The organism is Xanthomonas sp. D-36-1, assembly GCF_017746155.1.
GTDB classification, from domain to species: domain Bacteria; phylum Pseudomonadota; class Gammaproteobacteria; order Xanthomonadales; family Xanthomonadaceae; genus Xanthomonas; species Xanthomonas cissicola.
Genome location: NZ_JAGHWR010000016.1, coordinates 18,465 through 45,448 on the forward strand (window position 1 = coordinate 18,465; position 26,984 = coordinate 45,448).

A 26,984-nucleotide genomic window follows, 5' to 3' on the forward strand; every position below is an offset into this window, starting at 1 on the left:
CCTACAACCGGCCCATCGCATGTCCACAGCCCCGCAAAAGCCGCTCGCGATCCGTGAGCGTCTGTCCGAAGTCCGCTACGAAATCCGGGGCGAACTGGCACGGCGAGCGCGGGAGTTGGAGGCGCAGGGCCGCAAGCTGATCAAGCTCAATATCGGCAACCCGGGCGCATTCGGGTTCCGTGCGCCGGAGCATCTGCAGCGCGCCATCGCCGACGACATGGGCCGCACCGACCCGTACACCCATCAGCAAGGCCTGCCGGAGGCACGCGAAGCGGTCGCCAAGGCATATTCGCGGCGCCAGCATCCAGATGCGCATCCGGACCGCATCTTCATCGGCAACGGCGTCAGCGAGCTGATCGATCTGTCGCTGCGTGCGCTGCTCAACCCCGGCGACGAAGTGCTGGTGCCCTCGCCCGACTATCCGCTGTGGTCGGCCGCGACCATCCTCAACGACGGCCGCCCGGTGTATTACCGCTGCGCACCGGAGAACGGCTTCCAGCCAGACCCGGTGGAGATCGAGACGCTGGTGTCCTCGCGCACCCGCGCCATCGTGCTGATCAATCCGAACAACCCCAGCGGCGCCAGTTATTCGCGCGAGTTGCTGGAACGCATCGTGGCGATCGCCACCAAGCACAATCTGCTCTTGATGGTCGATGAGATCTACGACCAGGTGCTGTACGACGGCGCAGCGTTCGTGCCGGTCGCGCCGCTGGCCGGTGCGCACCCGTGCATCACCTTCAGCGGGCTGAGCAAGGTGCACCGCGCCTGCGGCTGGCGCGTGGGCTGGGCGTTGCTGTCCGGCGACCAGGCGCGCATCAACGACCTGCGCAATGCGATGGACCTGCTCGGCGCCTTGCGCCTGTGCGCCAACGTGCCGGGCCAGTACGCCATCGATGCGGCGGTGAACGGGCCCGACACCATCTCGGCGCTATGCGCGCCTGGCGGGCGTCTGTATGAAACCCGCCGCGCAGTGATCGACGCCTGCGCGGCCAGCGAGCATCTGTCGCTGGTGGTACCGGCCGGTGCGCTGTACGCATTCCCGGCAGTGGTGGGTGCGGCGGCGCGCAACTTCGATGACCATGCGTTCGCACTCGATTTGATGAATGAAGAAGGCGTGCTGGTGGTTCCCGGCTCCAGCTTCAACGTGCCGTATCGCCATCATTTCCGCGTGACCTTGATGCCGGAAGCCAGTGTGATGCGCGATGTGTTCGCGCGTATCGATCGTGCCTTGGCACGCCGCGCCGAAGCCGCCACCAAGGTGGTTCCACTCAAGCCACGCAGCGTGGCCTGATGGCTGCGCTTGGCACGCCGCTGCGCTATGTGGCGCTTGGCGATTCGTACACCATCGGCGAAGGCGTTGCGCCTGCCCAGCGTTGGCCATCGCAACTGGTCGACGGCTTACGTGCTTACGGTTGGAACGTGGCGCCGCCGCAGATCATCGCCACCACCGGCTGGACCACCGACGAATTGCAGGCCGGGATCGACGCGGCTGCACCGCAGGGGCCGTTCGCGTTGGTGAGCTTGTTGATCGGCGTCAACAACCAGTACCGCGGGCGCTCGTTGGACGAGTACCGCCAGCAATTCGATGCCCTGCTGCTGCGCGCAGTTGCATTCGCAAACGGCCACCCAGCACGCGTGTTCGTGCTGTCGATTCCCGATTGGGGCCTGACCCCATTTGCGCGCGCGCGCAGTGGCGATGCCGCGTTGATCGGTGCGCAGATCGACGCATTCAACGCGATCGCTGCCGACCGCTGCAGTGCGCATGCGGTGCGCTTTGTCGACATCACGGCCACCAGCCGCGATGGCGGCGATGCGGTGGACATGCTGGTGGACGACGGCTTGCATCCTTCCGGTGCGATGTATGCGCGTTGGACAGCACTGGCGCTACCGGCAGCGCGCGATGCGCTGGGGGCAGTTGGATCGTTGGACACACTCGTCTAAGCGTCGCTGGGCAACGCAGACTGTGCCGCCGCCAGGTGGCTGCGGCCAGCGCTCGGAATCAGGATCTAGCAACCTTCCGCTGCACATCTTGCATGCGGCCCACGCCCATCTGATGACTGCACGCTACGTGTAGGCAAGGCATCAGGTCAAAGCGTTGTCCTGCGCTTTTGTGCGCGGTGGATTTGCGCTCATGCGCTTTGCACCTGCCTGGCAGCGCGAGATGTCGCACCCAGTCTGTGCCAGTCGTCTTTTTGACGTCGATGCGGCAGGACCAGGCGCTGCGCACAGGCCTTTCAACACGCGCAATACGGAGACCCGGCACCGATGCATCCGCGGTCACGCACCGCATACTGCCAACCCGCCCTACCCCAACCAGCCCGGCAAGCCCTAAGCTAGCCTTGCAGCACGCCTGATTGCCAAGGAACGACATTGCACACCACTGCCACCCAACCGATGAGCCGCGCGCAGGCGTTGACGATTGCACGCGCATTTCTGCCGGCGCATCCGCTGGGCAACCGCTACGACTACTACTACACGCAAGCCAAGCTGCGCACCGACCCGCTGTATCCGGGCGTGCTGGCCGAGCTGCGCACCACCACTGCGCCAGTGCTGGATCTGGGCTGCGGGCTCGGCATGCTGGCCCATGCACTTCGCGCCGATGGTCAGGCATTGGCGTATCACGGGGTGGATGTGGATGCGTCCAAGATTCGCCGCGCACGGCACATCGCGCAGCGCTCGAACCTGGACACTACCAAGTTCGAGGTAGTGGATCTGAGCGTGGCATGGCCGCAGCATCGGGGCAGCGTCACCATCCTGGACGTGCTGCAGTATTTGCAAGCGGACATGCAGGCCAGTCTGCTGCGCAGCGTGGCGCAGATGCTCACGCCCGGCGCGAAGCTGGTGATTCGGAGCGCACTGGGCGATGCCAGCAGCCGTGGCCGCACCAGCCGTGTCACCGACGTCCTGGCGCACCTGAGCGGCTGGATGCAGCGGATGCCGCGCAGCTATCCCACGCGCGACAGCCTGCAGGCGCATCTGGACGCGGCCGGTCTGCGCGCCACGTTTGCGCCGTTGTATGGCAACACGCCGTTCAACAACTGGCTGATCGTGGCCGAGCCACGCTAGGCACCGCGCTGCCTGCGACGAGCTACCCGTAGCGAGCAATCGTCGACTACACAGAGAGCGCGACGGAATTGCCGTGTACAGGCGGTACAGGGCCACCCAATACCGGCCGCGCCCGCCAGGCGGTGAGCGCAGTCGTTTTGTTCGTCGTGCTTAATCCGGCCGCCGCCCCACCAACCCACGCGCCTGCATCGCCTCCAGCACGCCGCGCAGGATGGTGAGGTTGTGGCCGTGCGCAGCGCCTTCATGCAGCAGCACGATGGCGCCGGGTTGCAGGTCGCGCACGATGCGGGCAATGGTGGTGTCCGGCTCGCAGCGCACGCCGTCGAAACCGCGCGCGCTCCAGGCCACCCGGGTCAGGCCGTGCGCGCGCAGCGGCGAGGCGACGAAGGGGTTGGTCATGCCGACCACCGAACGGTACAGCCGTGGCGCCTGGCCGGTGATGCACGCCAGCACGCGCTGCGCTTGGCCGATTTCCTGTGCCATCCGGCGCGGCCCCAGCGCCCAGAACCAGGCTTGCGGATGGGTGTGGCTGTGGTTGCCGATGCCATGCCCGCGACGCACCATGTCGCGCACCAGCTCGGGCCGCTGCTCGGCACGCGCGCCGACCACGAAGAACGTTGCCTTGGCATCGTAAGCATCCAGCAGGTCGAGGATGGCCGCGGTGTCGTCGGACGGGCCATCGTCGATGGTCAGCCACACCTGCGGCGCGCGACCGGGTAACCGGGCCAGCACCGGCGCGTACAGCCCCGCGCGCGGCAGGAACACCGGCACCACGAACAGCGCGTGCGACAGCAGCAGCGCAGGCAGCCCCCAGGCCCAGCCCAGATGCCACCACAGCAGTGCCACCGCTACCTGCGAGAGGGCCAACAGGCCTACCCAGCGGTAGGGGCGCGAAGGGGTGCGATACAGCGTTTCCGGCGTGGTCATGCCCAATGATGCCATGCGGCGTAGAATGCCCTGTCTCCACGCTGCCACCGAAGTACTGCCATGTCTCTCGATCCCGCCCTGCGTTCCCGTATCGATACGCTGCTGCAGTCCAGCCGCGTGGTGCTCTTCATGAAAGGCCAGCCCGGCATGCCGCAATGCGGTTTTTCGGCCAAGGCGGTCGGCGTGCTGGACGGCCTGGGCGTCGACTATGCCCACGTCAACGTGCTGGCCGACCAGGAAATCCGCGAGGGCATCAAGGCCTATGGCGACTGGCCGACCATCCCGCAGCTGTACGTGGACGGCGAGCTGATCGGCGGCAGCGACATCATCGTGCAGATGGCCGATAGCGGCGAGCTGAGCAGCATGCTCGGCCTGCAGGCGCCCGACCGCAGCCCGCCCAAGATCACCATCACCCCAGCCGCGGTCGAGATGCTCAAAGGTGCGCTGGCCGATGCGCCGGATGCCTCGCTGACGCTGGCCATCGATGCCAATTTCCAGCCCAATTTCCAGCTGGCGCCGACCAACCCGAACGCCATTGCGGCTGAATCCAACGGACTGCGCGTGCAGTTCGACCTGGCCAGCGCGCGTCGTGCCGACGGCATCACCATCGATTGGGTCGACGACATCCGCGGCCGCGGCCTGGCCATCGATAATCCCAATGCACCCAAGCCGGTGCAGGAGCTGTCGGTGCGCGACGCCGACGACCGTCTCAAGGCCGGCAGCCTGACCCTGGTGGACGTTCGCCCGGCCGACGAGCGCGCGCTGGCCACGGTGGCCGCACCGTTCCGCACGCTGGATGCGCACGAGCGCGCCGCCATCGAACAGTTGCCCAAGGACACCCCGCTGGCGTTCCTGTGCCACCGCGGCGGCCGCAGCCTGCAGGCCGCCGAACATTTCCGTGGCCTGGGCTTCACCAACGTCTACAACGTCACCGGCGGCATCGATTCGTGGTCGGACGAGGTGGACAACGGCGTGGCGAAATACTGAGCAAGACATCAGCGGTCGTCGCACGGTCGCGGCTGCCGCTCACCGGTCATGCTCCCTCTGCAGACTGCCGCGCTTGCGACGACTGCGTGAGCGCAGCTTGCTCAGAAGCAGGCTAGGCCGGCACACCGCATACCGAAACGGGCGCTCCCTGGAGCGTCCGTTTTTTCATGGATCAACCTGCACAAGGACATCGCTGCAATGCATACCCGCCTGCTCTCTGTCGCCCTGGCCGCGCTGCTACCGTTGGCCACCCACGCTGCCGAACCGTCGCGCGCGGTGCTGTTGGTCCAGACCTACGACAACCAACCGAGTGATGATCCGCTGGAATACATCCCGGTCTGGCTCGGCAAGGGCGTTGCCAAGGAATCGACCCTACCCAAGTCACTGCTGGGCCAGCCGTTGCAGGTCTTCAACGCAGGCGTTTCCACGGGCAACGTGCGGCTTGCGGCACTGACGGTGGACGACAACAGCATGTGCGGCGGCACCGCGAAGCTGCGCATCAAGGGCAACCCCACGCTGTCCGATTCGCCGCTGCTGTCGACCGTGGATGTGAATCCCGGCAAGCGCTTTGCCGGCCGCGCCGCCACCACCAGCGAACAGGCCGAGCTGTTCGCCCAGGTGAACAACACCGCGCAGCTGCGCAAGCGCGTCAAGCCGGCAGCCCTGGCGCAGGCGCTGGCCGCGTTCAATGCCGATCGCGCGCAGGATCTGGCGGCGCTGCAGATCGTCACCGATACCCAGCAACCGCAGCGACGCGTGGCGATCCTGACCTCCAACCATCCGATCGAGACCGGCAACCCCGACAACCCCACCGGCGTGCTCGTCGTCCTTGCGATCTTCGAGCATGACGGCAGCCGTTGGCAGTTCCGCAAGGGTCACGCTGCCAGCGGCTGCGACGATTGCGAAGACCTGCCGCTGCGCACGCATCTGCTGCAATTCGGCGATATCGACGGCAACGGCACGCTCGATTTCGTGCTGGCCGAAAGCGGCTACGAAAGTTACGGGTTTTATCTGCTGCTCGGGGAAGGCGCCAGCTGGCGTTCGGAAGCATTGCCGGGCGGCTGCTGATCGCCCTTGACTGCTCGCGCACTGCCTGGTGCGGCATGGGCATGGCGGAATCTTCTGCGTTGCGAGGTCCGCCTCTGTCCGGCTGCAGCAGCGTCGTTGCCCGCGCTGCGCGGCAGACCTCGAGCATCGGCATGCAGATGGCCGATGCCGGTCTTTAGCCGGCAAATCCCCCGTCATCCAGAAACTGCTGCTCTTCTGCCGTGGCCTCACGCCCCAGCACCGCATTGCGGTGCGGGAACCGGCCAAAGCGCTGAATGATGCGCTGATGCTCCAACGCCCAATGGGTGGTCTGTGGATCGCCCAATGCAGAGATCAGCTGCACCGCTCGCGCCTGCTCATCGGCGTCTTCGGCATGCTCGAAGGGCAGATAGAAAAACAGGCGCAGTTGCGCCGACACCTGTTGATCGAAGCCGCTGGCGAGCGCCTGTTTGGCGTGCCGCAGTGCCAGGCCATCGGTGGCATAGGCATGCGCGCTGCCGCGGAACGCATTGCGCGGAAATTGATCCAGCAGGATCAGCAAGGCCAGTGCGTCTTCGGCGCGCGCCATCCACTGCACGTACTCGCCCCGTGCGGCGGCAAAATGCTGCTCGCTGAAGTGCTGGCGAAAATTGGCATCGAAGGCATCGTTGTGCGTGAACCAGCGGGCCGCACCGGCCAGCTCCCAGAAAGCCAACACCACATCGGCCTGCTTGTTGCGCTCTGTTTTGGCAATCATCGGCACACCCCCTGACGAATTCGGCATAGCATGCACGGGTGCATGTGATGAGCCCGCCGCTCTCAACCTCCAGCACTTGGCAAGCACGCCGCCGACGACTAGGTTGGCGGCTGACGTTTTCGTTTTACCGGGGAAATCCATGCGTTCCATCCTGTTCGCCGCGCTGGGCGCGGCGGTGCTGTGCGGGCCTGCGTCTGCGGCATCTGCAGCATCGCGCTTCGTGCAAGATCCCTACCCCAGCACCTATCGCGCGCTCGCGTCCGCTCCGGTGCTGATCCGGCACGCCACCGTGCTCACCGGCACCGGCGAGCGGCTGGACGATGCCGACGTGCTGCTGCGCGATGGCAAGGTGGCTGCGGTGGGCAAGGCGCTCGAGGCGCCCGCAGACGTGCGCCGTATCGACGGCACCGGCAAGTGGGTGACCCCCGGCATCATCGATGTGCACTCGCATCTGGGCGTGTATCCCAGCCCGGGCGTCAGCGCGCATAGCGACGGCAACGAGATGACCGCACCGGTGACGCCCAACGTATGGGCCGAGCACTCGATCTGGCCGCAGGACCCAGGCTTCGGCACTGCGCTTGCCGGCGGCATTACCTCGCTGCAGGTGTTGCCGGGCTCGGCCAATCTGATCGGCGGGCGCGGCGTCACGCTCAAGAACGTCGCCTCCACCACCTACCAGGGCATGAAATTTCCCGGTGCACCATGGGGCCTGAAGATGGCCTGCGGCGAAAACCCCAAACGCGTTTACGGCCAGAAAGGTGGCCCCGGCACGCGCATGGGCAACGTGGCCGGCTACCGCGCTGCGTTCATCGACGCGGCCGAGTATCTGCAGAAGAATGCACCGAAAAAGAAAACCGCCAAGAAGCGCCATTGGTGGAGCCGCGGCGGCGACAACGACAGCAGCGGCGATGCCGGCGGCAAGCGCGATCTCAAGCTCGACACACTGGCCGGTGCCATCAACGGCGATATCCGCGTGCACATCCACTGCTACCGCGCCGATGAGATGGCGACCATGCTGGATCTGTCCAAGGAGTTCGGCTTCCACATTGCCGCCTTCCATCACGGCGTGGAGGCGTACAAGCTGGCCGACCGCCTGGCGCAGGACAACGTCTGCGGCGCGCTGTGGGCCGACTGGTGGGGCTTCAAGATGGAAGCCTTCGACGGCATCCAGGAAAACATCGCGCTGGTCGATCGCCCCGCCAACAGCTGCGCCATCGTGCATTCGGATTCGGAAGAAGGCATCCAGCGGCTCAACCAGGAGGCCGCCAAGGTGATCGCCAACGCGCGCCGCAGCGGCATGGAGATTCCGCCAGAGCGCGCCATCCGCTGGCTCACCAGCAATGCTGCCAAGGCGCTGGGCATCGAGCAGCAGACCGGCGCACTGGAGCCGGGCAAGATGGACGATGTGGTGGTGTGGAACGGCAACCCTTTCAGTTCGTATGCGCTGGCCGAACAGGTGTATATCGACGGCGCGCAGGTGTATGACCGGCACAATCGCGCACTGCAGCCGGTGTCGGACTTCATGCTTGGCCAGGAGGTGGCACGATGAGCCGCGCAACCGTTGTGCGCCCGCGTTTGCGCGCGCTCGCGGCGCTGGTGATGGCCACGCTGGCATTGCCGGCCTTCGGGCAGCAGGTGTTGATTCGCGGCGCCACCGTGCACACGGCCACCGCGCAAGGCACCCTGCAGAACACCGACGTGCTGGTGCAGGGCGGCGTGATTCGCGCCATCGGCCGCAACCTGGCAGTACCCACCGACGGCCGCGTGGTCGAAGCAAAAGGCCGCCCACTGACGCCGGCCTTGTTCGGCGGCATTACCGAGATCGGTATCGAAGAAGTCTCCGGCGAAGAAAGCACCGTGGACAGCGGCGTCAAGCTGGCCGATCAACCGATGCGCCCGGAATTCGACGTCACCCTGGCCTACAACCCCGATTCGGTGCTGGTGCCGGTGGCGCGCGTGGAGGGCATCGGCTTCACCGCGTTGGGGGCGACCACCAGTGGCGCCTTCATCGCTGGCCAGGGCGGCATCGTGCGGCTGGATGGCAGTCCGGATCCGGTAGGCCCGCCTGCCTTGTTCCTTCGCATCGGTGCAGCGGCGTCCGATCTCACCGGCAGCTCGCGCGCGGCGCAATGGATGTTGCTGGATCAACTGGTCGCCGAAGCACGCGGGCGTATCCCGGCCGATTCGCCGCATGCACTGCTGGCCCCGGTTGGACGCGGTGTACTCGCAAACTATCTGGCCGGCCACGGTCGCATCGTGGTGCAGGTGGAACGCGCAGCCGACATCCGCCAGCTATTGCGCTGGGCGCAGCGCGAAAAGGTGCGCATTGCCATTGCCGGCGGTGCCGAAGCCTGGAAGCTCGCGCCGCAACTGGCGCAGGCCAAGGTCCCGGTGTTGGTCGACGCGCTGGCGGATCTGCCATCGACCTTCGACCAGATTGGCGCGACGCTGGAAAACGCCGCACGTCTGCGCGCTGCCGGCGTGGAGGTCAGCTTCACCCAAAACGGCGATGCTTCGCACAACGCGCGCAAACTGCGCCAGCTGGCCGGCAATGCGGTCGCCAATGGCTTGCCATGGGAATCCGGCCTGGCCGGTCTGACCCGCGTGCCGGCGGACATCTTCGGCGTGGGCGATCGCATCGGCAGCATTGCGGTCGGCAAGCAGGCCGATCTGGTGCTGTGGGAAGGCGACCCGCTGGATGTGGCGCATTATGCCGAGCAGGTCTGGCTGGGCGGCCACGACATGCCGATGCGATCGCGCCAGAGCGAGCTGCGCGACCGCTACATGCAGCAGCCCGGCCCGCTGCCGCGCGCCTATCTGAAGTAGGCGTGCGGTGGTTGCTCAAGCGCCACCTGAGCATGGTCTTTCATCGTTGGTGTACCGGCACAGCGGGTACCGGCACACCGCTTCACCGCTTGGCTGCTGTGCACAGGCGATGTGCTGTCATGGCGTCCTGCCGCACCTTGCTGGCGGCCTTCGCTCTAGTGATGTTTCCCACAAGGCCTATCGCATGTTTTCGGTTTCGCTCCTGACAGCGCGTTGCCGCCTTGGCGTCTTGCCCCGGCACATGCCACGCGCCCACCTCGCCGTTGCACGACCGTGAGCTCGCTCTTCCACGGTAGCGGCTTGCGTTCGATCGATCGTGCGGTGTTGCGCCAGGCGCCTGCCAATCTGCAACGCGGCATGGAAGCGGTGGGCGGGCGCCTGATTCTCACCGCCGATGCGCTGCTGTTTCAGCCGCATGCATTCAATGTGCAGTGCCAGTCGCTGAGCGTGCCCTTGCGGCAGATCGTGGCGATGCAGCCCTGCTGGACGCGCCTGTTCGGCCTGCTGCCGATCGCGCCGACATCGCTGGCAGTACGGCTGGATGACGGAAACCAATACCGCTTCGTGATCGGCAAGCGCACGCAATGGATGGCGGACATCGCCTCGGCACGGGATGCCTTGCGCTGAGCGATGCAACATCGCCGGTGCCTCGCACAAACCGCTGGCAGGGCGACTGTTCACTGCCAGGGCCGCAAGCGGCCGGTGATCCGTGCGGCATGTCCGCTCGTGCAGCGCATTTGCCGTCCGCCCTCCACGCCAACCGACAACGGTTCCTGGCGTTTTGGTAGCCTCTCCATGGCAGACGCCAGAACTGCTTATTGCAGTTACCCACTGTGGCGACGGTCAGCGATGCCCGCAAGTAACCAACGACTCTACCTTGATCGCTGGAATTTCGAACAGTGCGCACAGTCTCCATCTTCAGCACTCGCCTGGCATCGCGCGCACGCATCGCGACCACGCCTTGCTTCCGGACACTCACCCGCATGCCTCGCAATCGCCCACATACCTTCGCCTGTGCACTGCTGCTCTATGCCGGCGTCGGTACACCTGCGCTGGCCGACTTCGGGATCAGCCGCAGCGGCGACCGCGTGATCGTCGACAGCGGCGCCGAGCTGGTGTTTGCGGTCGATGCCCGTCATGGCGACATCGTGTCGATGCGTTATCGCGACAACGAACTGCAGACCACCGAATCGAAGGGCTCGCACATCGCTTCGGGGCTGGGCAGTGCCAGTGTGGATGCGCGCATCGTTGGCGAGACGATCGTGGTGTCGGCCAAGGCCGGCGACTTGGTCCAGTACTACATCGCGCGCAAGGGCCGCAACGCGATCTACATGGCCACCGATGCGCCAAGCTTGCTGCCGGTGGGCGAATTGCGCTTCGTCGCCCGCTTGAACGTGTCCACGTTGCCGAATGCGCAGCAGGAGCCCGATTCCAATGTCGGCAAAGCGATCGAAGGCAACGATGTCTTTCTGTTGCCGGATGGGCGCACCAGTTCCAAGTTCTATTCCGCACGTCGAACGATGGACGACCAGGTGCATGGCGTCAGCGGCTCTGGCGTTGCCGTGTTCATGCTGATGGGCAACCGCGAGCGCAGCGCGGGCGACCCGTTCTTCAAGGACATCGCCACGCAAAAAACCAGCGTGACGCATGAGCTCTATCACTACATGTATTCCGATCACACCCAGACCGAAGCGTTTCGCGGCGGCCTGCACGGTGTGTACGGGCTGCTGTTCACCGATGGAAGCGCGCCGTCGGGCGCGCAGCTGGACACCGCGTTCGTCGATGCCACGCTGGGCCTGAGCGGTTATTTGCCGGCAAGCGGGCGCGGCACCGTGAGCGGGCACGTCGGCGGCGTGCTGCCGGGCCAGCCGGCTGTCATCGGTCTGCGCAACGCGCAGGCGCAGTACTGGGCCACTGCCGATGGCAGCGGCGACTACCGGGTGACGGGTGTTCGCCCGGGCAGCTATCGCGTGACGCTTTACCAGAACGAACTGGACGTCGCACAACGCAACATCGAGGTTTCCGCCGGCGCCACTGCGCACGCCGCACTGCAGGCAGTCGTCTTGCCGGGCACGGTGAAGTGGCAGATCGGCATTCCCGATGGCACGCCGGCAGGGTTCAGACATGCGGACCTGTTACCGCGGGCGCACCCTTCCGATGCGCGCATGCACTGGTCTGCGGTGACCTATACCGTGGGATCGAGCAGCCTGAGCAGCTTCCCCGCGGTGCAGTGGCGCGGCATCAACACCCCGAGCCGGATCGACTTCACCCTGCCCGCCGACGAAGTGCGCGGCTATCGCCTGCGTATCTTCGTGCCGTTGGCACAGGGCGGCGCACGTCCGCAGATCAGCGTGAATGCACGCTGGAACGGACCGGTGCCTGCCGCGCCCATGCAACCAAAGACGCGCGGCACCGCGCGTGGCAACAACACCCTGTACGAAGTGGACATCCCCGCCGCTGCGTTGCAGGCCGGCAACAACCGCATCGAGATCGGCATTGCCTCCGGCTCCCCGGACAACGGTTACCTCAGCCCGGCAATCGTGTTCGACAGCATCCAGCTGGTGGCGTTATAGCAGCGTCCGAACACACGATCCGCGCCGCAGCCAGGCACGCGCGGCTGGTGCGTGGCGCCGGCGTGCAGCGCTCAGCCGTTCCGATGTTCTTCGCACCCGCACCGCCCGTTTAGCGGCACATTGCCAGCCGCTCCAGATCTGCGCGCCGGCACGTCCGCGACCACATGCCGCGCAGAGGCAGTCATCCATGCATCGCTCACCGTGAGCTCGCTCGAAATCCGATGCCGAGGCGACAGGCGCCACACACGGCACGTCGTTGTCATGTGCGCAGCGAACTACGCGGACAGTCACTGGCGCACAACGCACAGGCGGCGAGTCGCCAATCTCTGACAAAACCGTGTGCGTGCCGACCGGCACCGCCGACACGCACAACACCGCTGCGGCGGCGCTTACTTCGCATCCAAGGTCGCGCTGACCTTGGCCCATCCATTGCCGCGTACCACTTCAAAGCCCGCTTCGGCCGCGTGCAGATACATGCTGTTGCTGTAGCGGCCATCCTTGGAGCGGTTGTTCTGCAGCCAGGTCAGAAACGGCTTGGCATCCACGTTGAGGCTACCGCTGGTCTTCAGCGTCGGCTGGCCGGCAGTCCCGGTCGGGATGAAGGTGTAGACGTAATAGCCGGCGCCGGAATTGAAGCCTTCCCACAGGTCGAAGGTACGCCCGCCTGCGGTGATGACCTTGGTCGCAGTCACCGTGCCGACCGGCCAGGAATTGTGGTCGCCCCAGATCATTACTTCCAGCTGCGGATTGCCCTTTGCGGTGTCCCAGCGAAAGAAGATGTCGTAGGCGAAATCACCGGACAGGTTGGTGCCGCCTGCGCTGTAATTGAATTTGAATGGCAGCGAGCTGATCGAGGAGATCTGCTTGGGGAACAGCGTGTCGGTGGTCGGATTCCAGTTGTAATGCCAGCCGCGCACGATCGCGGGATAGCCGTAGAGGTTGTAGTCGGCGAAGTTGAAGGTCACCGTCAACTCCGGCGTACTGCCGGTGCCGAACGTCCCCTGGATGATGTTGTTGGGATCGTTGAAATTGTTCACCCACGCATAGTGGTTGCCAAAGATCTTGTACGGGCCGGCGAGCGCCACCGGGGTGAGCGCGACCAGACCGAAGGCGAGCGCCGCGGTCCACCAGCGCGCGGCGCGCCGCCGTTTGGTCGGCGCCTGGGCGCACGTCTGGACAAGGGAGCTGGATGGGCAGTTGTGCATAGTGACTCTCCGTATGATTCAACGCGGCGGCGCTGGTGCAGCGCCGTCGGGACCTGCCGTGCGGCAGCCGGGGTTGGACCCTAGCAGCGGCGCCGCGCGGGGAGCTATAACGATTCCGGCGGCGCCACCCGGCCAAGCGCGATAGCGGGCGCCACCTTGCACTTGGAGCGTGCGCTGGCTAGCACTTAGGTCACAGGACGCGGGCGCAGCGGCAGGTTTCGCGCGAAGACGCCCGGGCGTGGGGGCGGCGAATGGTGCATAGCCACATCCGCATCGGCCGTGTTCGCACGTGCCAGGCGGCGTCGCTTGCGCATGCAATGTCTTTGCACGCAGTGCCGCGTCGCTGCCACCGGTCTGCATCAGTCCGGCCGCCATCCGCGCGGTCGGTGCCCGGAACAAGCCCCACCTCAGGCCTACGCGACGGGGCCGTTTTGCGATAGCGTTCGCACTACAGACAACGCAACAGCCGGAGGGGGCGACGATGCGTATCGGAATCGTGGTGGACAGCGCGTGCGATCTGCCGCAGGACTTCATCCAACGTCACAACATCGTTGTATTGCCGATCAGCGTGCGCATCGGCGAGGCGGTGCTGGCCGATCACCGCGACGAGGAAGCCACGCTGAGCTTTCTGCAGGCGCACGTGGCCGAGCGCGGGCACGAAGCGGAAACCACGCCGTTCTCGGTCAGCCAGATCCGCGATCTGTTCCTGCAACGACTGGTCATCGACTACGACCATGTGTTCTGCCTGACCATTTCCAAACTCCGCAGCCAGATCTTCGACAACGCGATGCAGGCCAGTTTCGCGATCCTCAACGACTACAAGCCGATCCGGCAGGCCGCAGGCCACACCTCGCCGTTCGCGCTACGGGTGATCGACACGCTCAACCTGTTCGCCGGCCAGGGCATCACCGCCGTGGAAGCGGCCCGCCTGCGCGACCAGGGCCAGAGCGTGGCGGCCATCCGTACTCGTCTGGAACAGCTGGCCGAGCACACCTATGGCTACATGATTCCACGCGATCTCTATTACCTGCGCGCCCGCGCGCGCACCAAGGGCGATCGCAGCGTCGGCCTGATCGGCGCCGCGCTCGGCAGCGCGCTGGACATCAAACCGGTGCTGCGCGCCTACCGCGGCGTCACCGAGCCGGTGGCCAAGCTCAAGGGTTTCGAACCTTCGGCCGAAAAGCTGTTCGGCTTCACCGTGCGCAAGATTCGCGACGGCCTGATGACGCCCACGGTGTGCGTGGGCTACGGCGGCGAGCTGGCCGAGCTGCATGCCCTGCCCGGCTACGCCGCACTGCAGGGCGCCTGCCAGACCCACGGCGTGGAACTCCTGGAAAGCGTGATGAGCCTGACCGGCATGGTCAACGTCGGCAAGGGCGCCTTGGCGGTCGGATTTGCCGCCGAGCCACACGCGTTTTCGGCCTGAGACGTGGCCGAGGGTGCGCTACCCTCGCCGCTCGCCAGACACGCCGTCAATCCACCGCGAGTCGATTGCTGCGTTCATGCCGCCAACGCTGACGCTAGCGACGAGGGCACCGCGCCAGGCAGCTTGCTGATGGCCACCTTGAATGAGGCGAAATCCAGCACAGATGGCTGCCGTCCCATGGCCGCAGCCACGCCGCAATTTACACAGCGAACGACCTGCTAGAGATCGTAGGACAGCACGTCTTCGAAACCGAACGTGTCGAAATTCTCGATGCGCGAGGGATACAGGCGACCGACCAGATGATCGTATTCGTGTTGCACCACGCGTGCGTGGAAGCCTTCGGCGTCGCGCTCGATCGGGCTGCCGTCGGGTGCGAAGCCGCGGTAGCGAATGAAGCGATAGCGCGGAATCACTGCGCGCAGGCCGGGAATCGACAGACAGCCTTCCCAGCCGTTTTCCATTTCTTCCGACAGCGGTTCGATCTGCGCGTTGGCCAGGGCCGTGCGCGGCACTGCGGGCGCTTCGGGATAGCGCTCGCTGGCGTCGAAACCGAACACCATCAATTGCAGATCCACCGCGATCTGCGGTGCTGCCAGACCGACGCCACGCGCAGCGTCCATGGTTTCGAACATATCGGCCACCAGCGTGTGCAACTCGGCGCTTCCCAGGTTGGTGACCGGTGGTGCCACGCGTAACAGACGCTTGTCGCCCATGCGGATAATTTCGCGAATCATGCGGGTGCTCCTGACGATCGTGGCGTGGATTCTAGAGGGGCTGACGACCGGTAGCGAACAGGTGCAGGCGCTGCAATGGTACGCAAGCGCGGCAGCGTACGAGCGGTCGCTGCCGCGCTTGCGCATGCCCGGCTCCGGGCACCGCTCGCGCCAGCGCACGGTGCGTACAGTCACCTTGTCTTGCCGCGCTCAACAGGTGCCGTGCATGCGCAAGCGGGCGTGTAACAAGCTTGTTCATCGCCCTGTGCATAAGCGTACTGCGTCTATCGTCAGCGCTGCGGCCAACGTAACGGAGCACACCAGCTTCGCGCCGGTTGAACCGGCTCAAACATGTCAGCGGCCAATGCGTTGACCGGCCTCGTCCAGCACGCGTTCGCCGTCTTCCTTGATGAAGCCATGCGTGGCTGGCGGCAACAGGTCGAGCACCCGTTCGCAGGGACGGCACAGGCGCGTGCCGCGCGCGGTCTGGACGAATGGGCGGTTGATCAGGATCGGATGGGCGAGCATTGCGCTCAACAGTGTCGCATCGTCCAGGGTGGGATCGTCCAGTCCCAGTTCCAGATAGGGCGTGCCTTTCTGGCGGATGGCCTCGCGGACCGTGATGCCGGCAGCGGCGATGAGCGACTGCAGCGTCTGGCGGCTGGGCGGATGCTGCAGGTAGTCGACGATCTGCGGTTCGACGCCGATGTGGCGCATCAGGGCAAGGGTGTTGCGTGAGGTTCCGCAACCGGGATTGTGGTAGATGACGGCGTGCATGGTGGCCTGGCGCTGGGTTGGCTGGTGGATGGCGGGGCCGGCAACGGATGTCCGGACGACGACCAGACCGGCCAGTGTACGAGTGGCGTCCGGGGATGCCGAGCGCCGGGCCACGGCGTGCGCTGGCGCCTTGGTGACGGGCCGGCGGAAGTGAATTCCCAGACTGCAATCCTGCCGATGACTTTTTCAGGTTGTCGCTTCGCATTCGACGGCGAATGTGTCAAAAGATTGACACGAATCACGGATTAATGATTCAGTCATGAACAGACTGAAACGGAAGGATTCTCCCGAGCGCCGGTGTCAGCACGGCGTTTTTTCCCCTGTTGGACCCAAGGAAACCCCAACGATGATGAGCTTTCGCAAGCCCGGATGGATGCTGTCCGGTGTGTTGTGTGTCGCATGCCTGCCGGCGATCGCTGCAGCGCAGCAAGCAGCTACCAGCAGTTCCAAGGTCGGTATCGACCCCACCACCGGCAAATTGCGCCCGCTGACCGACGCCGAGAGCGCGGCGCTGGATCAGCAGGCGGCTACAGCCGCCTCCGCAGCACGCAGCAGCGCCGCACGCACCGCGGTTCCGCAGACCGAAGCGGCCGCACGCGCGACCGAGCGGCGCCTGCCCAATGGCACCGTGGCGCGCAAGTTGCCGGCCACCCAGATGAGTTCGCTGACGGCAACCCGCCAGGCCGATGGACGCATCGTCATCGAACACAGCGCAGAGGCCGACACCGCCCAACCCACCCACGCCGAGCACGGAGCGCTGCCGCATGAATAAGCCCTTGTTGCTGTTGTCCCTGGCCGTGGCGGCCGCACTGGCACCGCTGCATGCCCGGGCAGCCAATGTCACGCTGATCAATGGCGATGCCGGCACCGTGGTCGGTCTGAACGACCCGACCGCTGCCGCACCGCTGGGTGGCAACCCGGGCCGCTCGATCGGCGAGCAACGCCGCATCGCATACCAGTACGCCATGGACCTGTGGGGCGCGGTGCTGCAGAGCAACGTCGAGATCAAGGTCTATGCCTCGTTCGCGCGGCTGACCTGTACCGCCACCGGCGGCACGCTGGGCCAGGCCGGCCCGAACTGGATCGTCAACAACTTCCCCGGTGCCAAGGCCAATACGCTGTACCCGTCCGCGCTGGGCGATGCGATCGCCGGGCAGGACCTGGTACCGGATCCGTCCGATCCGGCCGACGTGTTTTCGCAGTTCAACGGCGACCTGGGCAAGGACGATTGCCTGGCCGGTTCGGGTTGGAACCTGGGTCTGGACGGCAAGACGCCCGAAGGCCAGATCAACTTCCTCAACGTGGTGATGCACGAAATAGGCCACGGTCTGGGCGCGGCGGGCTTCCTCAACAAGACCACCGGCGTGCTGGGTTCGGGCAGCGGCCTGACCGACGTCTATACCTCGCAGGCCTACGACAACGTCCAGAACAAGCGCTTCGACGACCCGACCATGACCAACGCCCTGCGCGCCGAAGCGATGCGCACGCCCGGCCGTACGGTATGGGCCGGGACGCGCGTGAACCGCGAGGCGGCGTTGATCCTGGATCCGCGCACCCTGCTGCGCGTCACCGCGCCGGCCAGCGCCGCAGGTAAGTTCGAAGTGGGCTTTGCCAGCTTCGGTCCGCTGGCCACCGCCGCCAATTTCCCGGCGCGTTCGGTGGTGACGGTCAACGACGGCGTGGCAGCCGCATCGGCCAGCGACGGCTGCGAAACCCCGTTCGTCAATGCGGCCGATGTGGCCGGCAAGGTGGCGCTGATCGACCGCGGCACCTGCGCGTTCGCGATCAAGGTGAAGAATGCGCAGCTTAACGGCGCGGTGGGCGTCATCGTCGCCAACAACGCGGCCGGTGTGCAGACGATGGGCAACGCAGCACCGCCGATCACCGACATCACCATCCCCGCCATCATGGTCTCGCAGGCCGATGGCGCGCGTCTGAAGGGCAGTACTGCGGTGGTCGCGGCGCTGTACGAAGATCCGCAGCTGCTGCAGGGCACCGACAGCGCAGGCCGCACGCGGCTGTACTCGCCCAGCGTGGTGGCCGGCGGTTCGACGTTCTCGCACTTCGATACCGATCTGCAGCCCAATGCCTTGATGGAACCGTTCGACACGCCGGAAGTGCAGGCGCACGTCAACATCGACCTGACCCCGGCGCTGTTTGCCGACATCGGTTGGACCTTGAACACCGGGCCGGCCAAGTTGGGCACCTGCAACACCTCGGTCCCGACGGTGGAGACCGGCGGCCTGATTCCGGGCGCGAACGTGTCTGCCGAAAGCAGCCTGTGCAAGACGCAGAACGTCGGCAACCGCCTGGGTTACCTGACCTGCATGGACGAACATGCGCGCGAGCTGCAGAGCCAGGGCGTGATCAGCCGCGTGCAACAGGCAGCGGTCTTCGTCTGCGCCACCAAGGTGCGCCCGTAAGCGACGAACGGGTGATGTGATGCGATGCGAACGGCGCCGGAAGGCGCCGTTCGTTTGTCTGCTGCCGCGTTGTTGCGTGCGGCCACGCGGTCCATGCAGCGTGGCGACGATTCACACCACGGCGCAGGCGAGGATGCGAACCCCATGCACGCGCGGCATCACGCCGCCTGCGTGCATTCGCTGCAGACCCTGCTGCGCGCCTTCGGAGCGAGGCACCAGGTTTGCCGGCACATCAATGCTCCGCCGCATACGGGGAGGTCAGCACCTGCGGCGCACGCCCCAGCGCAGCGCCCAGGCGATCCATCACGAAACGCAGGTAGAGGTTGCTGCTGAACTGGTTGTAGTCGCGTGCATTGTTGAAGGTCAGCCGCCCGCCCAGAAACAGCTGCGGCGCCACCTGCCATTCGGCCGCGCCACTGAGATTGTAGGACACGCCGGTGCGGCTTTCGCCCGCATACACCGGGTCGGTGTAGCGATTGACCAGGCCGAGCAGCGCGGCCAGCGATGCGGCGTCGTAGGCCGCCTGTTGCAGGGTCGGGTCGGTGGGGAAATAGGGCGAGGCCTCGGTGCTGAAATGCTGCACACCGACGCTGGCGTCGACCTTCCAGTTCACCGCCTGCCCGGCCGTGCGCCCGCTCCAATGCACCGGGAACCCCAGGTCCACATAGTCCTGCGGGCTGAAGTAGCCACCGTGCCCGTAAGTGAAGCCGCTGAGATTCTTGTCGTACTGCATGGTGGTCAGATTGACGCCGGCTGTGAGCGATTGATGCTCGGTCTCCAAGGCATGCACGTAGAAGCCCAGGTCGACCTGGCGATGGTCGTTGTCGGCCACGTTGTTGCCCTGCAGGCGGTGCGCGGCAAGGCTGGCGTAGCCACCGAGCAGGCCGTTGTCGGCAGTGGCCGACAGCGACAGACCGGTGCTGGTGACACCGCCCCATTGGCGACCGCTGCGCGCATCCTGCGCACCGGCAAACGACAGCACGCTATCGGTCACCGCACGCCGCGAGGCCTCGGCCGACCAACTGACGGTGTCGCCGAGCTCGCCGCGATAGCCCACGCCACCGATGAGGTTCTGCTCCTGGAACCCGATCGGGGTGCTGCCCAGTTCGGCACTGAAACCGCCATTGCGATACCGCACGCCGACGCCCACGCCGGTGTCGTCCTGGCTGAGCCGGCGGCTGCCGTTGCCGCTGGCGGCCATGGCATCGAGCGTGTCGGCCAGGCCGGTCGGCGTCTGCTGCGCGGCGGCCGTGCTGCCGGCCAGCGCACGCAAAGCGGCCGCGTCGCCTGCACCCAGCTGTTCGCTGAGCGCGGCATTGCCCAGGATGTCGCGTGCCAGCTGCCCAATCGGCGTGTTGGAGGCGTTGATGCTGAGCAGGTAGGCCGGCAGCGGCTCGTTGGCCAACGCAGCCAGCGCAGCGGCAGTGCTGTTGTTGTTCTCCACCAGCAGTGCATTGAACAAGCCGGTGTTCAAGGTGTAGCGGCGCAGGCGTTCGCGCGTGGCGGCGGTATCGCCTTCGGTGGCGAGCAACTGATACACCGGCGAATCGACCAGGGTGTCGATCGGGCCACGGTTGGCGGCCAGCGCATCGCCGATGGCGCTCTGCGGGCCGGTGCCGAAGCGGCTGGCGGTGGCGTAGTCGGTGCCGAGCGTGCCGGCATCCACCACGGTCGGTGTCAGCGTGACCCCGAGCTTGCCCTCGCCGACTGCGAATTCGGCCTGCACCGGCATTTCGATGTCGTCCAGACGGCCCAGGCCGTCTTCGCCGTCGCGCGCGCGGTACAGCGCGCCGCCGGCAAGGCCGTCGCTGTTTTCCGCCTGCACGGCGCGCAATTCGTCGAGCACGCTATTGCCGCTGCTGCGCGCAGGCAGTGCTTGCGCGGCGATGCTGCGCGGCTGCAGATCGCTGCCCGACACAGGCGGCAGCGCGCCATGCGTGGAAGCGCGCACGCGGCTGCTGGGCGCAGGCAAGGTGGAAGGCACGGTGCTGGCGCGTACCGGTTGCGGCAACGCGTCGCTGCTGCTATCGGCGGCGGCATTGACGGGTGCGGCAGTTGCGACACGTGCGGCGCCGGGCTGCATGGCGAGCGGCGCGATGTAGGCGACAGGTGCGGTTGCGACGTCGTTGTAGGCACTGCCGGCGTCCATGCGTTCGGACAGCACCGCCAGCGAACGCGGCATGGCGCCGGTCATGCCGGAGAATGGGTTGAGCGGGCGACCGGATGCGGCGGCGGCAGCCGGGCCACCTGCAGAAGCCAGGCCATTGTCGAGCTGCCCGGCCTGACGCTGCTGCGCCGCCAGCGCAGCACGGAAATACTGCTCGGCCTTGCGGTTCTTGCCGGCACTGCGATACACGCGGCCGGCGGCGGCGAGCACGTCCGGCGATTCCGGCGCCTGCGCCAGCGCGCGTTGCAGATAGCGCTCTGCATTGCGCAGATCCGATTGCGCGGCGGCGCTGTCGGCGGCGGCAGTGAGCGTGTCCAGATCGCTGGGCCGACGTTGCAGGATCTGCTGGTAGATCGCCAGCGCCTGGCGGTGCTCGCCGGCTGCCGCGTACAACCGCGCAAGCGCGGCCTGCGCATCGCGGTTGTCCGGCTGCTGTGCCAGCACCGGCGACAACGCGTCGTAGGCGCCTTCCAGATTGCCGAGCTCGCGCAATGCATCCACTTGCCGCAGCGTGTAGGCGCTGCGCAGGCCTTGGTAGCGGCGCAGCTGCTCCGGGGTCATGGTGGTGGCCTGAAGCTGTCGCAACACCGCCGACAGCTCGGCGTCCTGATGCGCGCGCAGCAGCACGCTGGCGTATTGCAGGCGGTCTTCGATGCGCGGGCTGGCGCCGGTGACCAGCCGCTGGGCCAGCACCAGCGCGCGCTGGGTGTTGCCGGCGTCGGCATGCGCGCCGGCCAGGGCGGCCAGCAGTTGCGGATCGTCGAGCTGATTGCCCAGCGCCGTTTCGTTACGCGCCAGCAACTGCTGCGCCTCGCCCACCCGACCCTGCGCGACCAGCTGCCGCGCCTGACGCGCCTGCAATTGGATCCAGGCGGTGGCGCGCAGCTGGGTCATCGCCGGCGTGCGTGCCGCGGCTGGAATGCGATCCAGACTGTCGTAGGCGCCCTTCCAGTCGCCGCCTTCCTGCGCCAGCAGCGCATTGGCGTGCAGCGCCTCGGCTTGGTCGCCATGCACGGCGAGCAGGCCGTCCATCACGCTGCGGGCCTGATCCGGGCGGCCAGCCTGCTGGTAAAGGCGCGCCAGATCAAGGCGGATCCAGGCATCGCCCGGACGCTCGACCATGGCCGCTTCCAGCTCGGTCTGCGCGCTGACCGCATCGCCGGCGTCCAGCAACTGACGCGCACGGGCGCGCTGCACATTGGAGCGCAGCAGGGCTTGGCCACCGGATTTGGCGCGCTCGGCCGCCGGCAGCCGGTCGAACAAGGCGCTGGCTTCCTGCAGGCGGCCCTGGCGGCTGTACAGCCCGACCAGGCCCTGCAATGCGCCGGCATTGTCGGCCTCGCGCGACAAGGCTTTGCGATAGCTGGCTTCGGCCGCGACCGGGTCGCCGGCGGCCTGCAGGTCACCCAGCGCCACGTGTCCGGCCGGCTCGTTGGGTAGCAGTTGCACCGCCTGCTCTATCAGCTGGCGCGCCTGCGCCAGATCGCCGCGCGCACGCGCGGCTTCGGCCTGCTGCAGCTGCTGCCAGTAGCGGGCGCTCTCCAGTGCGCTTTTCCATTTGCCGTTGCTGGCCGCGGCCGGTCGCAGCAGTTCCTGCGCCTCGGCAAAACGCTGCTGACGCAGACGTACCGAGCCCAGGCCGCCGAGCGCTTCGGGGTCGCGCGCACGTGCGCGCAAGACCTGGGTGAAGCGCTGTTCGGCTGCGCTCAGATTGTTGGCGCTCAGCGCGCGGAAGCCTTCGCCCAGCAGCACGCCGTTGGGATCGGCCGGCGTGGTGGCCACCGCGCGTTGCGCGCGCAGCTGGCCAAGTTTGGCGGTCACTTCGGCATCGTTCGGGGTACCGGCAAGAAATGCTTGGTACAGCGGCGCATCGGCCATGCCGGCGTTGAGCCACAGCAGCGCCTGGCGCCAGCTGCTGCGTGCCGGCCCACCCACGTCCGCGCGCTGGGCAAGCGTGCGCAATTGCGCGATGCCGTCGCGGCGGGTGGCTTCGCGGTAACTGAGCACCTGCGCCAGCGCCAGCTGCACGGACGGATTGCCCGGGTCGCTGGATTGCAGGCGTCGCAGGCCGTCGCGGGCGCGCTCCCAACCGGTGGGCGTGCCGGCCAGCGATTGGTAGTACTCCAGCGCCAGGTTCGGCGGCGGCGGCTTGCCGGCGAAGGCGGCTTCGTAACTGCGCGCCGCGTCCACATAGCGCCCGGCAGAGGCGGCACGACGTGCGTTGCGCAGATTGGAGTCTTCGCCCGCACCGCTGCCACCGCGCGCCCCCATCGCCACGCGCAGGCGCTGGGCCTGCGGCGATTGCGGATGCGCGCCTTCCAGTTGCTGCAGGCGCTTGCGCGCCTCGGACTGGCGCCCCTGCGCCAGATCGATCTGGGCCAGGCCGAGCAATGCGTCGGGTTGGTCCGGGTCGATGCCGAGCAGCTTCTTCCAGGTATCGGCGGCCAGATCGTCGCGACCCTGGTCGTGCCAGTAGTTGCCCTGCTCCACCAACTGCTGGGTGGCGCTGGTCTGCGCATGCGCTGCCGGTGCGGCGAGCAGGCACAGCTCCAGCATGCCGGCGAGGTAGAACGGCTTCAGGTCGTTGCGGCGCATGCAGGGGTTCTCCAGGCGGGCAACAGGCGCCCGTCTGCGGCAAAGCGGTAGCGGTTCTCAAGCCATCCCTGTCCGAACAGGGCCAGCGTGCGTTCGAAATACGGCAATGCAGCGGCGGCCGGTTGCGTGGCGGCGGGAACGCGCTGCGCCTGCGCCTTGAGCAGCGCTGGCTTGCCCAGCGCGCTCAGGTACGGCAACAACGCCGCAGAAAATCCCACCGGCAGCGCGCCGGTGCCCGCACCGCGCGCGGTGTCGATCTTTTCGGCCGGCGTCTGCTGCGCGGCGAGCAGGTCGGCCGGTCCGGACAGGTCCTTCAGCAATCGCGCGCGCAGCGGCTCGCCAGCGTCCAGCATGCCGGCCCACAGGTACACGCGGATGGCGTCGTAACTGCCCACATTGCCGCGCTTGGGATCGGCATTGAAGGTCTTGCCGTCCCACACCGTCCAATCCGGGGCAAACCCCACCGGCGCGCTGTCGCGCAGCACGCGCGCGCTGTTGGCGGCGATGGCCGCCCATGGGCCCTTGGGGTCGGCGTTGGCGCAGCGGCGCAGCACCTGGATGGGCAGATAGCTGGGATTGAGCGTCCAGCGCCCGTTGTCGACGAAGCCGGTGCGGCCCGGCAGCAGCATCGGGCCCAGCCCGGGCAGCGTGGCCGTTTCCTGCGCGCGGATCAGCTGCAGGATCTGCTGGCCGGCCTTGAGATAGCCCGGGCGGCTCCACAGCCGGCCGGCTTCCAGCAGCGCATAGGCAATCCACAACTCGCCATCGCTGGCGGTGTTGGCGTCCAGCACGCGCCAGGCGCCGCTGCCATCGCGGCCCCACAGCCATGCCGGCAGGTTGAGATCCGGGCGGCCGCCGCACAGGTTGTGGCGGGTCCAGCTCAGCACCTTGTCGAACAGCACCTGGTCGTTGTTGACCAGGGCGAAGAACAGCGCATACGACTGCCCTTCGGAGGTGGAGCGTTGATCCGGATTGAGAAAATCCACCACCCGCCCATCGGGCTGGATGTGCCTGTCGACGAAGGCGCTCCACAGCGGCCACGGCCCGCACTGGCTGGGCGCCGCCATCGCGGCTGCCGGCAGCAGCGCGGCCACGCCCGCCAATGCGCCTGCACGCAGCAGGCGACGGCGCGTCATGCCACCGTGCGTGCTCATGCGCCGCCACCGTCGTTGAGCCGCTCGGCGGTGTGCCTGCGCAGCAGCACGCGTGCGGCCAAGGCCAGCAACAGCGCCAGCAGCACCACGGTGAAGGCCAGCCACACCGGGTGGTGCGAGAAATACCAGCGCAGCCAGGTCGGCAGCGGCAGGTGCCCCACGTAATAGGTCTGGTTGCCGACCAGGCTGGTGACTTTGTTCTGCTGCAACACCACCACGCTGCCCTGGAAATCCTTGAGCAGGGTCGGGTCGAACCAGGCATCGAACAGGCGGCTCATGTTGGCCGGGTCTTCGGTCTGGAAGGCTACCACGCTGCGGCCGGATTTCAGCGGCGATTCGAAGCCCATCAACAGCACATCGTCCGGCTGCGGCTGCAGGGCGATCTCGGCGGTGGTGGGCAGGTCGGTGCGGCGCGCATCGAAGGATAAAAATCGCGGCAGTCGTTCGAACAGCCAGTCGGTCAGCGCAAAGCGGGGCGCCCGCCCGTCCTGGCCGATCGGCAGATGCGCGCGCCATTGCTTGAACAACGGTTGCGATTGGGCGCTACCGAGCAGCAACAGATCGCGGCCGGCATGCTGCTGCACTGCGCCGGCGCCAATGATCTGCGCATGCAGCGCCGGGTAACCGGTGGAAGCACCGAAATGCCCGAGCAGGGTCAGCACGTTGCTCAGGTCCTGATCGCCGGGATTGTCGGGCAGCACGATGGCGGATTCGGACAGGTCCGCCAGGCGCGTGAACGGGTAGCCGGCATTGGCGAACGCCGCCAGGTTCGGCATCGCCATGTAGTGGTGGAAGCCGCTCAGGTCGATGGTGGAATCGGCATCGATGGCGCCGGACACATCCGGGAAGGTGTTCTTGCACGCTTCGCCTTGCGGGCGATCGAAGAAGAAATGGAAGCGCAGCTGGCTGTTGGCCGAAAACGCGCCCACCGGCAGTGTCAGGTCCTGATGCACCGGCATGCTGCCGCGCGTCCCCAGGCTGTTCCACCAGCGCATCGGCGTGGATTCGGCGAACGGGCGACCGGTCAGCGGCAGCGTGGTCACGAACGATTCGTTGATGCTGACATTGAGCGCGGATTTGTTGTCCTGCTCCGGCAGCGTGTAGCGGTAGTTCAACGCCACCGGAATGCCATCGCGCTCCCACACGAACAGGTCCGGCGGCAGTTGCAGGCCTACCCGGATCAGGTCGGGGTGATAGCCGGTGACGTTGAGCTGGCTGGGCTGGGTGACCAGATCGCCGAAGCGTACCGGACGCTCGCTCGACACCCAGTTGGGTGCGTCGTAGGGCCGCCGCGGCGCAGGCGCGCTGATTTCGCCGATGCGGGCCACCGCACCGGTCAACGGTGCGTGCAGGGCCAGCGCGGTGGCGGCACGCTGCAGGTCTTCGCTGTTGCGGCCAAGCACCAGCAGCAGCTTGCCGTTGCGATCGTTGGGGTTGGCCAGCACCGCCACGGTGGGGCCGCGGATGTCGGCCACGCCGCTGTGGGCGGTCGCAAATTGCGCTGGCAAGGTGCTGGGCGTCGCGAAGACGACCGCGTTCCCGGACGCCGGCAAGGCCTCGGTGGATGCCGGGAACACCGCGCCCCGGTAGCCGGCCAGGCTACCGAACCACGAGGCCACCGTACCGGCCGCCTGCAACGTGGCGGTGTCCGGGCGCTGCGGGAAATAGAACGGCAATTCCAGCCGGCGCGTGTCGCGCACATCGAAGAACGGCACCGGCAGCAACGCCAGGTTGTTGGTCAAGGCCAGCGGCGTGGTGGTCAGCGACAGGCTGGTGGCCGCATCCACATTCGCCCACAGACTGCTGTGGTCGGGGTCTTCGCAATCGCGCGTGTAGTGGCCGATCAACTGCAGATCGAGTTGGTTGTAATCGGCGACCAGGCGCGGGTCGATCGGCAGATCAGCCGAGAGCAACTTGCCGGCGTTGGCCTTGTCGGTGGGCAGCGTGGCCACGGTGACGCCGTTGATGGTGACCTTGAGGTGCGACAGGTCGGGCAACAGCGAGGGCGAGTAGCTGTATTTGAGAGTCAACGTGGCCGCGGTGACGATCTCGTCGCTGCGCACGCTGAAGGGCACGCCGGCGCTGCCCTGCACCCCGCGCAAGGTGATTTCGTAGTCGATGCCCAGTTCGCGCAGCGTTGCCGCACGCGTGCTGCCTCCTGGCAAAGGCGCCGCTGCGAAGGCGACGGGCACCTGCGATGGCGTGGCTGCCTGCATCTGGCTGCCTGCCTGTGCAGATGGCATTGCAGGCATGGGCGGTTGCGCCTGCGCCAGGCCTGCCAGCAAGGTCAACGCACAGCTCAACACAGCCGGGAACATCCGCATCAGCTGCGTCCTGGTAAAGCAAAAAGAAACGCCACGCA

Annotated in this window: 20 protein-coding genes; 12 read left to right on the forward strand and 8 right to left on the reverse strand. The window is 66.7% G+C overall.

The features are described from left to right. Positions 1–19: 19 nt before the first annotated feature. From J7367_RS04970 to J7367_RS04980, 3 genes are all read left to right on the forward strand, one after another. Positions 20–1,291 carry a pyridoxal phosphate-dependent aminotransferase gene (locus J7367_RS04970; RefSeq protein WP_057663764.1) on the forward strand — a complete coding sequence of 424 codons (1,272 nt, stop codon included), beginning with the start codon at positions 20–22 and terminating at the stop codon, positions 1,289–1,291. Next, positions 1,291–1,941, forward strand: a complete 651-nt coding sequence (locus J7367_RS04975) for an SGNH/GDSL hydrolase family protein (RefSeq protein WP_057663767.1) — start codon at positions 1,291–1,293, stop codon at positions 1,939–1,941. Before J7367_RS04970 ends, J7367_RS04975 begins: the two co-directional genes overlap by 1 nt. 453 nt (positions 1,942–2,394) lie before the next feature. Continuing rightward, entirely contained in the window at positions 2,395–3,066 is a 672-nt protein-coding gene (locus tag J7367_RS04980) for a class I SAM-dependent methyltransferase (protein ID WP_057663770.1), read from the forward strand. A gap of 150 nt (positions 3,067–3,216) precedes the next feature. Here J7367_RS04980 and J7367_RS04985 read toward each other — a convergent pair whose 3' ends face one another. Further along, on the reverse strand, positions 3,217–4,008 hold the full coding sequence (locus J7367_RS04985) for a polysaccharide deacetylase family protein (protein ID WP_007963688.1): 792 nt from the start codon (positions 4,006–4,008) through the stop codon (positions 3,217–3,219). 45 nt (positions 4,009–4,053) lie between these two features. Here J7367_RS04985 and grxD point away from each other — a divergent pair, with 45 nt between their 5' ends. Beyond that, the gene (gene grxD, locus J7367_RS04990; RefSeq protein WP_057663772.1) at positions 4,054–4,980 is read left to right on the forward strand and encodes a Grx4 family monothiol glutaredoxin; all 927 of its coding nucleotides are present in this window, start codon (positions 4,054–4,056) and stop codon (positions 4,978–4,980) included. 198 nt (positions 4,981–5,178) lie between these two features. Beyond that, complete coding sequence (locus J7367_RS04995; RefSeq protein ID WP_057663775.1) at positions 5,179–6,048, forward strand: hypothetical protein; 870 nt, start codon at positions 5,179–5,181, stop codon at positions 6,046–6,048. Positions 6,049–6,202: 154 nt separating this feature from the next. Here J7367_RS04995 and J7367_RS05000 read toward each other — a convergent pair whose 3' ends face one another. Further along, positions 6,203–6,769, reverse strand: a complete 567-nt coding sequence (locus J7367_RS05000; RefSeq protein ID WP_173644191.1) for a DUF924 family protein — start codon at positions 6,767–6,769, stop codon at positions 6,203–6,205. A gap of 133 nt (positions 6,770–6,902) precedes the next feature. Here J7367_RS05000 and J7367_RS05005 point away from each other — a divergent pair, with 133 nt between their 5' ends. The 4 genes from J7367_RS05005 to J7367_RS05020 all read left to right on the forward strand — a co-directional run bounded on the left by J7367_RS05005 (position 6,903) and on the right by J7367_RS05020 (position 12,162). Beyond that, positions 6,903–8,312: an amidohydrolase gene (locus J7367_RS05005; protein ID WP_057663777.1), complete on the forward strand. Its 1,410-nt coding sequence runs from the start codon at positions 6,903–6,905 to the stop codon at positions 8,310–8,312. Then, complete coding sequence (locus J7367_RS05010; protein WP_057663780.1) at positions 8,309–9,589, forward strand: amidohydrolase family protein; 1,281 nt, start codon at positions 8,309–8,311, stop codon at positions 9,587–9,589. The genes J7367_RS05005 and J7367_RS05010 overlap by 4 nt, the downstream gene beginning before the upstream one ends. A 300-nt stretch (positions 9,590–9,889) precedes the next feature. Continuing rightward, positions 9,890–10,216 (forward strand): hypothetical protein, encoded by a 327-nt coding sequence (locus J7367_RS05015; protein ID WP_057663783.1) that lies wholly within the window; start codon positions 9,890–9,892, stop codon positions 10,214–10,216. Positions 10,217–10,572: 356 nt separating this feature from the next. Further along, positions 10,573–12,162, forward strand: coding sequence for a rhamnogalacturonan lyase B N-terminal domain-containing protein (locus J7367_RS05020; RefSeq protein WP_057663786.1), 1,590 nt, complete (start codon positions 10,573–10,575; stop codon positions 12,160–12,162). Positions 12,163–12,551: 389 nt separating this feature from the next. On the opposite strand, the gene J7367_RS05025 is transcribed toward J7367_RS05020, so the two are convergent. Next, the gene (locus J7367_RS05025; protein ID WP_007963675.1) at positions 12,552–13,367 is read right to left on the reverse strand and encodes a cellulase; all 816 of its coding nucleotides are present in this window, start codon (positions 13,365–13,367) and stop codon (positions 12,552–12,554) included. Positions 13,368–13,848: 481 nt separating this feature from the next. Between J7367_RS05025 and J7367_RS05030 the strand changes: the two genes are divergently transcribed. Beyond that, positions 13,849–14,793, forward strand: coding sequence for a DegV family protein (locus J7367_RS05030; RefSeq protein ID WP_007963674.1), 945 nt, complete (start codon positions 13,849–13,851; stop codon positions 14,791–14,793). Between the two features lie 218 nt (positions 14,794–15,011). Here the strand turns inward: J7367_RS05030 and def are convergent, their stop codons facing one another. Together def and arsC are read right to left on the reverse strand one after the other, a co-directional pair. Next, positions 15,012–15,527, reverse strand: a complete 516-nt coding sequence (gene def / locus J7367_RS05035) for a peptide deformylase (RefSeq protein WP_007963672.1) — start codon at positions 15,525–15,527, stop codon at positions 15,012–15,014. Between the two features lie 333 nt (positions 15,528–15,860). Next, positions 15,861–16,283 carry an arsenate reductase (glutaredoxin) gene (arsC, locus tag J7367_RS05040; RefSeq protein WP_007963670.1) on the reverse strand — a complete coding sequence of 141 codons (423 nt, stop codon included), beginning with the start codon at positions 16,281–16,283 and terminating at the stop codon, positions 15,861–15,863. 346 nt (positions 16,284–16,629) lie between these two features. On the opposite strand from arsC, the gene J7367_RS05045 reads away from it, so the two are divergent. Both J7367_RS05045 and J7367_RS05050 read left to right on the forward strand, forming a co-directional pair. Continuing rightward, a complete protein-coding gene (locus tag J7367_RS05045) occupies positions 16,630–17,055 on the forward strand; it encodes a hypothetical protein (RefSeq protein ID WP_022559930.1) in 426 nt (141 codons plus the stop codon). Beyond that, on the forward strand, positions 17,048–18,706 hold the full coding sequence (locus tag J7367_RS05050; protein ID WP_057663791.1) for a PA domain-containing protein: 1,659 nt from the start codon (positions 17,048–17,050) through the stop codon (positions 18,704–18,706). Before J7367_RS05045 ends, J7367_RS05050 begins: the two co-directional genes overlap by 8 nt. 232 nt (positions 18,707–18,938) lie before the next feature. Here the strand turns inward: J7367_RS05050 and J7367_RS05055 are convergent, their stop codons facing one another. Genes J7367_RS05055 through bcsB form a run of 3 tightly spaced genes read right to left on the reverse strand, consistent with a single transcriptional unit; the run spans position 18,939 to position 26,946 of the window. After that, entirely contained in the window at positions 18,939–23,468 is a 4,530-nt protein-coding gene (locus J7367_RS05055) for a cellulose biosynthesis protein BcsC (protein WP_057663793.1), read from the reverse strand. Beyond that, positions 23,450–24,622: a cellulose synthase complex periplasmic endoglucanase BcsZ gene (gene bcsZ / locus J7367_RS05060; protein WP_057663796.1), complete on the reverse strand. Its 1,173-nt coding sequence runs from the start codon at positions 24,620–24,622 to the stop codon at positions 23,450–23,452. The genes J7367_RS05055 and bcsZ overlap by 19 nt, the downstream gene beginning before the upstream one ends. Continuing rightward, positions 24,619–26,946 carry a cellulose biosynthesis cyclic di-GMP-binding regulatory protein BcsB gene (bcsB, locus tag J7367_RS05065; protein WP_057663798.1) on the reverse strand — a complete coding sequence of 776 codons (2,328 nt, stop codon included), beginning with the start codon at positions 26,944–26,946 and terminating at the stop codon, positions 24,619–24,621. Before bcsB ends, bcsZ begins: the two co-directional genes overlap by 4 nt. Positions 26,947–26,984: the final 38 nt, after the last annotated feature.

Coding starts and splice junctions, on each gene's coding strand:
- J7367_RS04970 (WP_057663764.1), top strand. CDS start 20: ATGTCCACAGCCCCGCAAAAGCCGCTCGCGATCCGTGAGCGTCTGTCC.
- J7367_RS04975 (WP_057663767.1), top strand. CDS start 1,291: ATGGCTGCGCTTGGCACGCCGCTGCGCTATGTGGCGCTTGGCGATTCG.
- J7367_RS04980 (WP_057663770.1), top strand. CDS start 2,395: ATGAGCCGCGCGCAGGCGTTGACGATTGCACGCGCATTTCTGCCGGCG.
- J7367_RS04985 (WP_007963688.1), bottom strand. CDS start 4,008: ATGGCATCATTGGGCATGACCACGCCGGAAACGCTGTATCGCACCCCT.
- grxD (WP_057663772.1), top strand. CDS start 4,054: ATGTCTCTCGATCCCGCCCTGCGTTCCCGTATCGATACGCTGCTGCAG.
- J7367_RS04995 (WP_057663775.1), top strand. CDS start 5,179: ATGCATACCCGCCTGCTCTCTGTCGCCCTGGCCGCGCTGCTACCGTTG.
- J7367_RS05005 (WP_057663777.1), top strand. CDS start 6,903: ATGCGTTCCATCCTGTTCGCCGCGCTGGGCGCGGCGGTGCTGTGCGGG.
- J7367_RS05010 (WP_057663780.1), top strand. CDS start 8,309: ATGAGCCGCGCAACCGTTGTGCGCCCGCGTTTGCGCGCGCTCGCGGCG.
- J7367_RS05020 (WP_057663786.1), top strand. CDS start 10,573: ATGCCTCGCAATCGCCCACATACCTTCGCCTGTGCACTGCTGCTCTAT.
- J7367_RS05025 (WP_007963675.1), bottom strand. CDS start 13,367: ATGCACAACTGCCCATCCAGCTCCCTTGTCCAGACGTGCGCCCAGGCG.
- J7367_RS05030 (WP_007963674.1), top strand. CDS start 13,849: ATGCGTATCGGAATCGTGGTGGACAGCGCGTGCGATCTGCCGCAGGAC.
- def (WP_007963672.1), bottom strand. CDS start 15,527: ATGATTCGCGAAATTATCCGCATGGGCGACAAGCGTCTGTTACGCGTG.
- arsC (WP_007963670.1), bottom strand. CDS start 16,283: ATGCACGCCGTCATCTACCACAATCCCGGTTGCGGAACCTCACGCAAC.
- J7367_RS05045 (WP_022559930.1), top strand. CDS start 16,630: ATGATGAGCTTTCGCAAGCCCGGATGGATGCTGTCCGGTGTGTTGTGT.
- J7367_RS05050 (WP_057663791.1), top strand. CDS start 17,048: ATGAATAAGCCCTTGTTGCTGTTGTCCCTGGCCGTGGCGGCCGCACTG.
- J7367_RS05055 (WP_057663793.1), bottom strand. CDS start 23,468: ATGCGCCGCAACGACCTGAAGCCGTTCTACCTCGCCGGCATGCTGGAG.
- bcsZ (WP_057663796.1), bottom strand. CDS start 24,622: ATGAGCACGCACGGTGGCATGACGCGCCGTCGCCTGCTGCGTGCAGGC.
- bcsB (WP_057663798.1), bottom strand. CDS start 26,946: ATGCGGATGTTCCCGGCTGTGTTGAGCTGTGCGTTGACCTTGCTGGCA.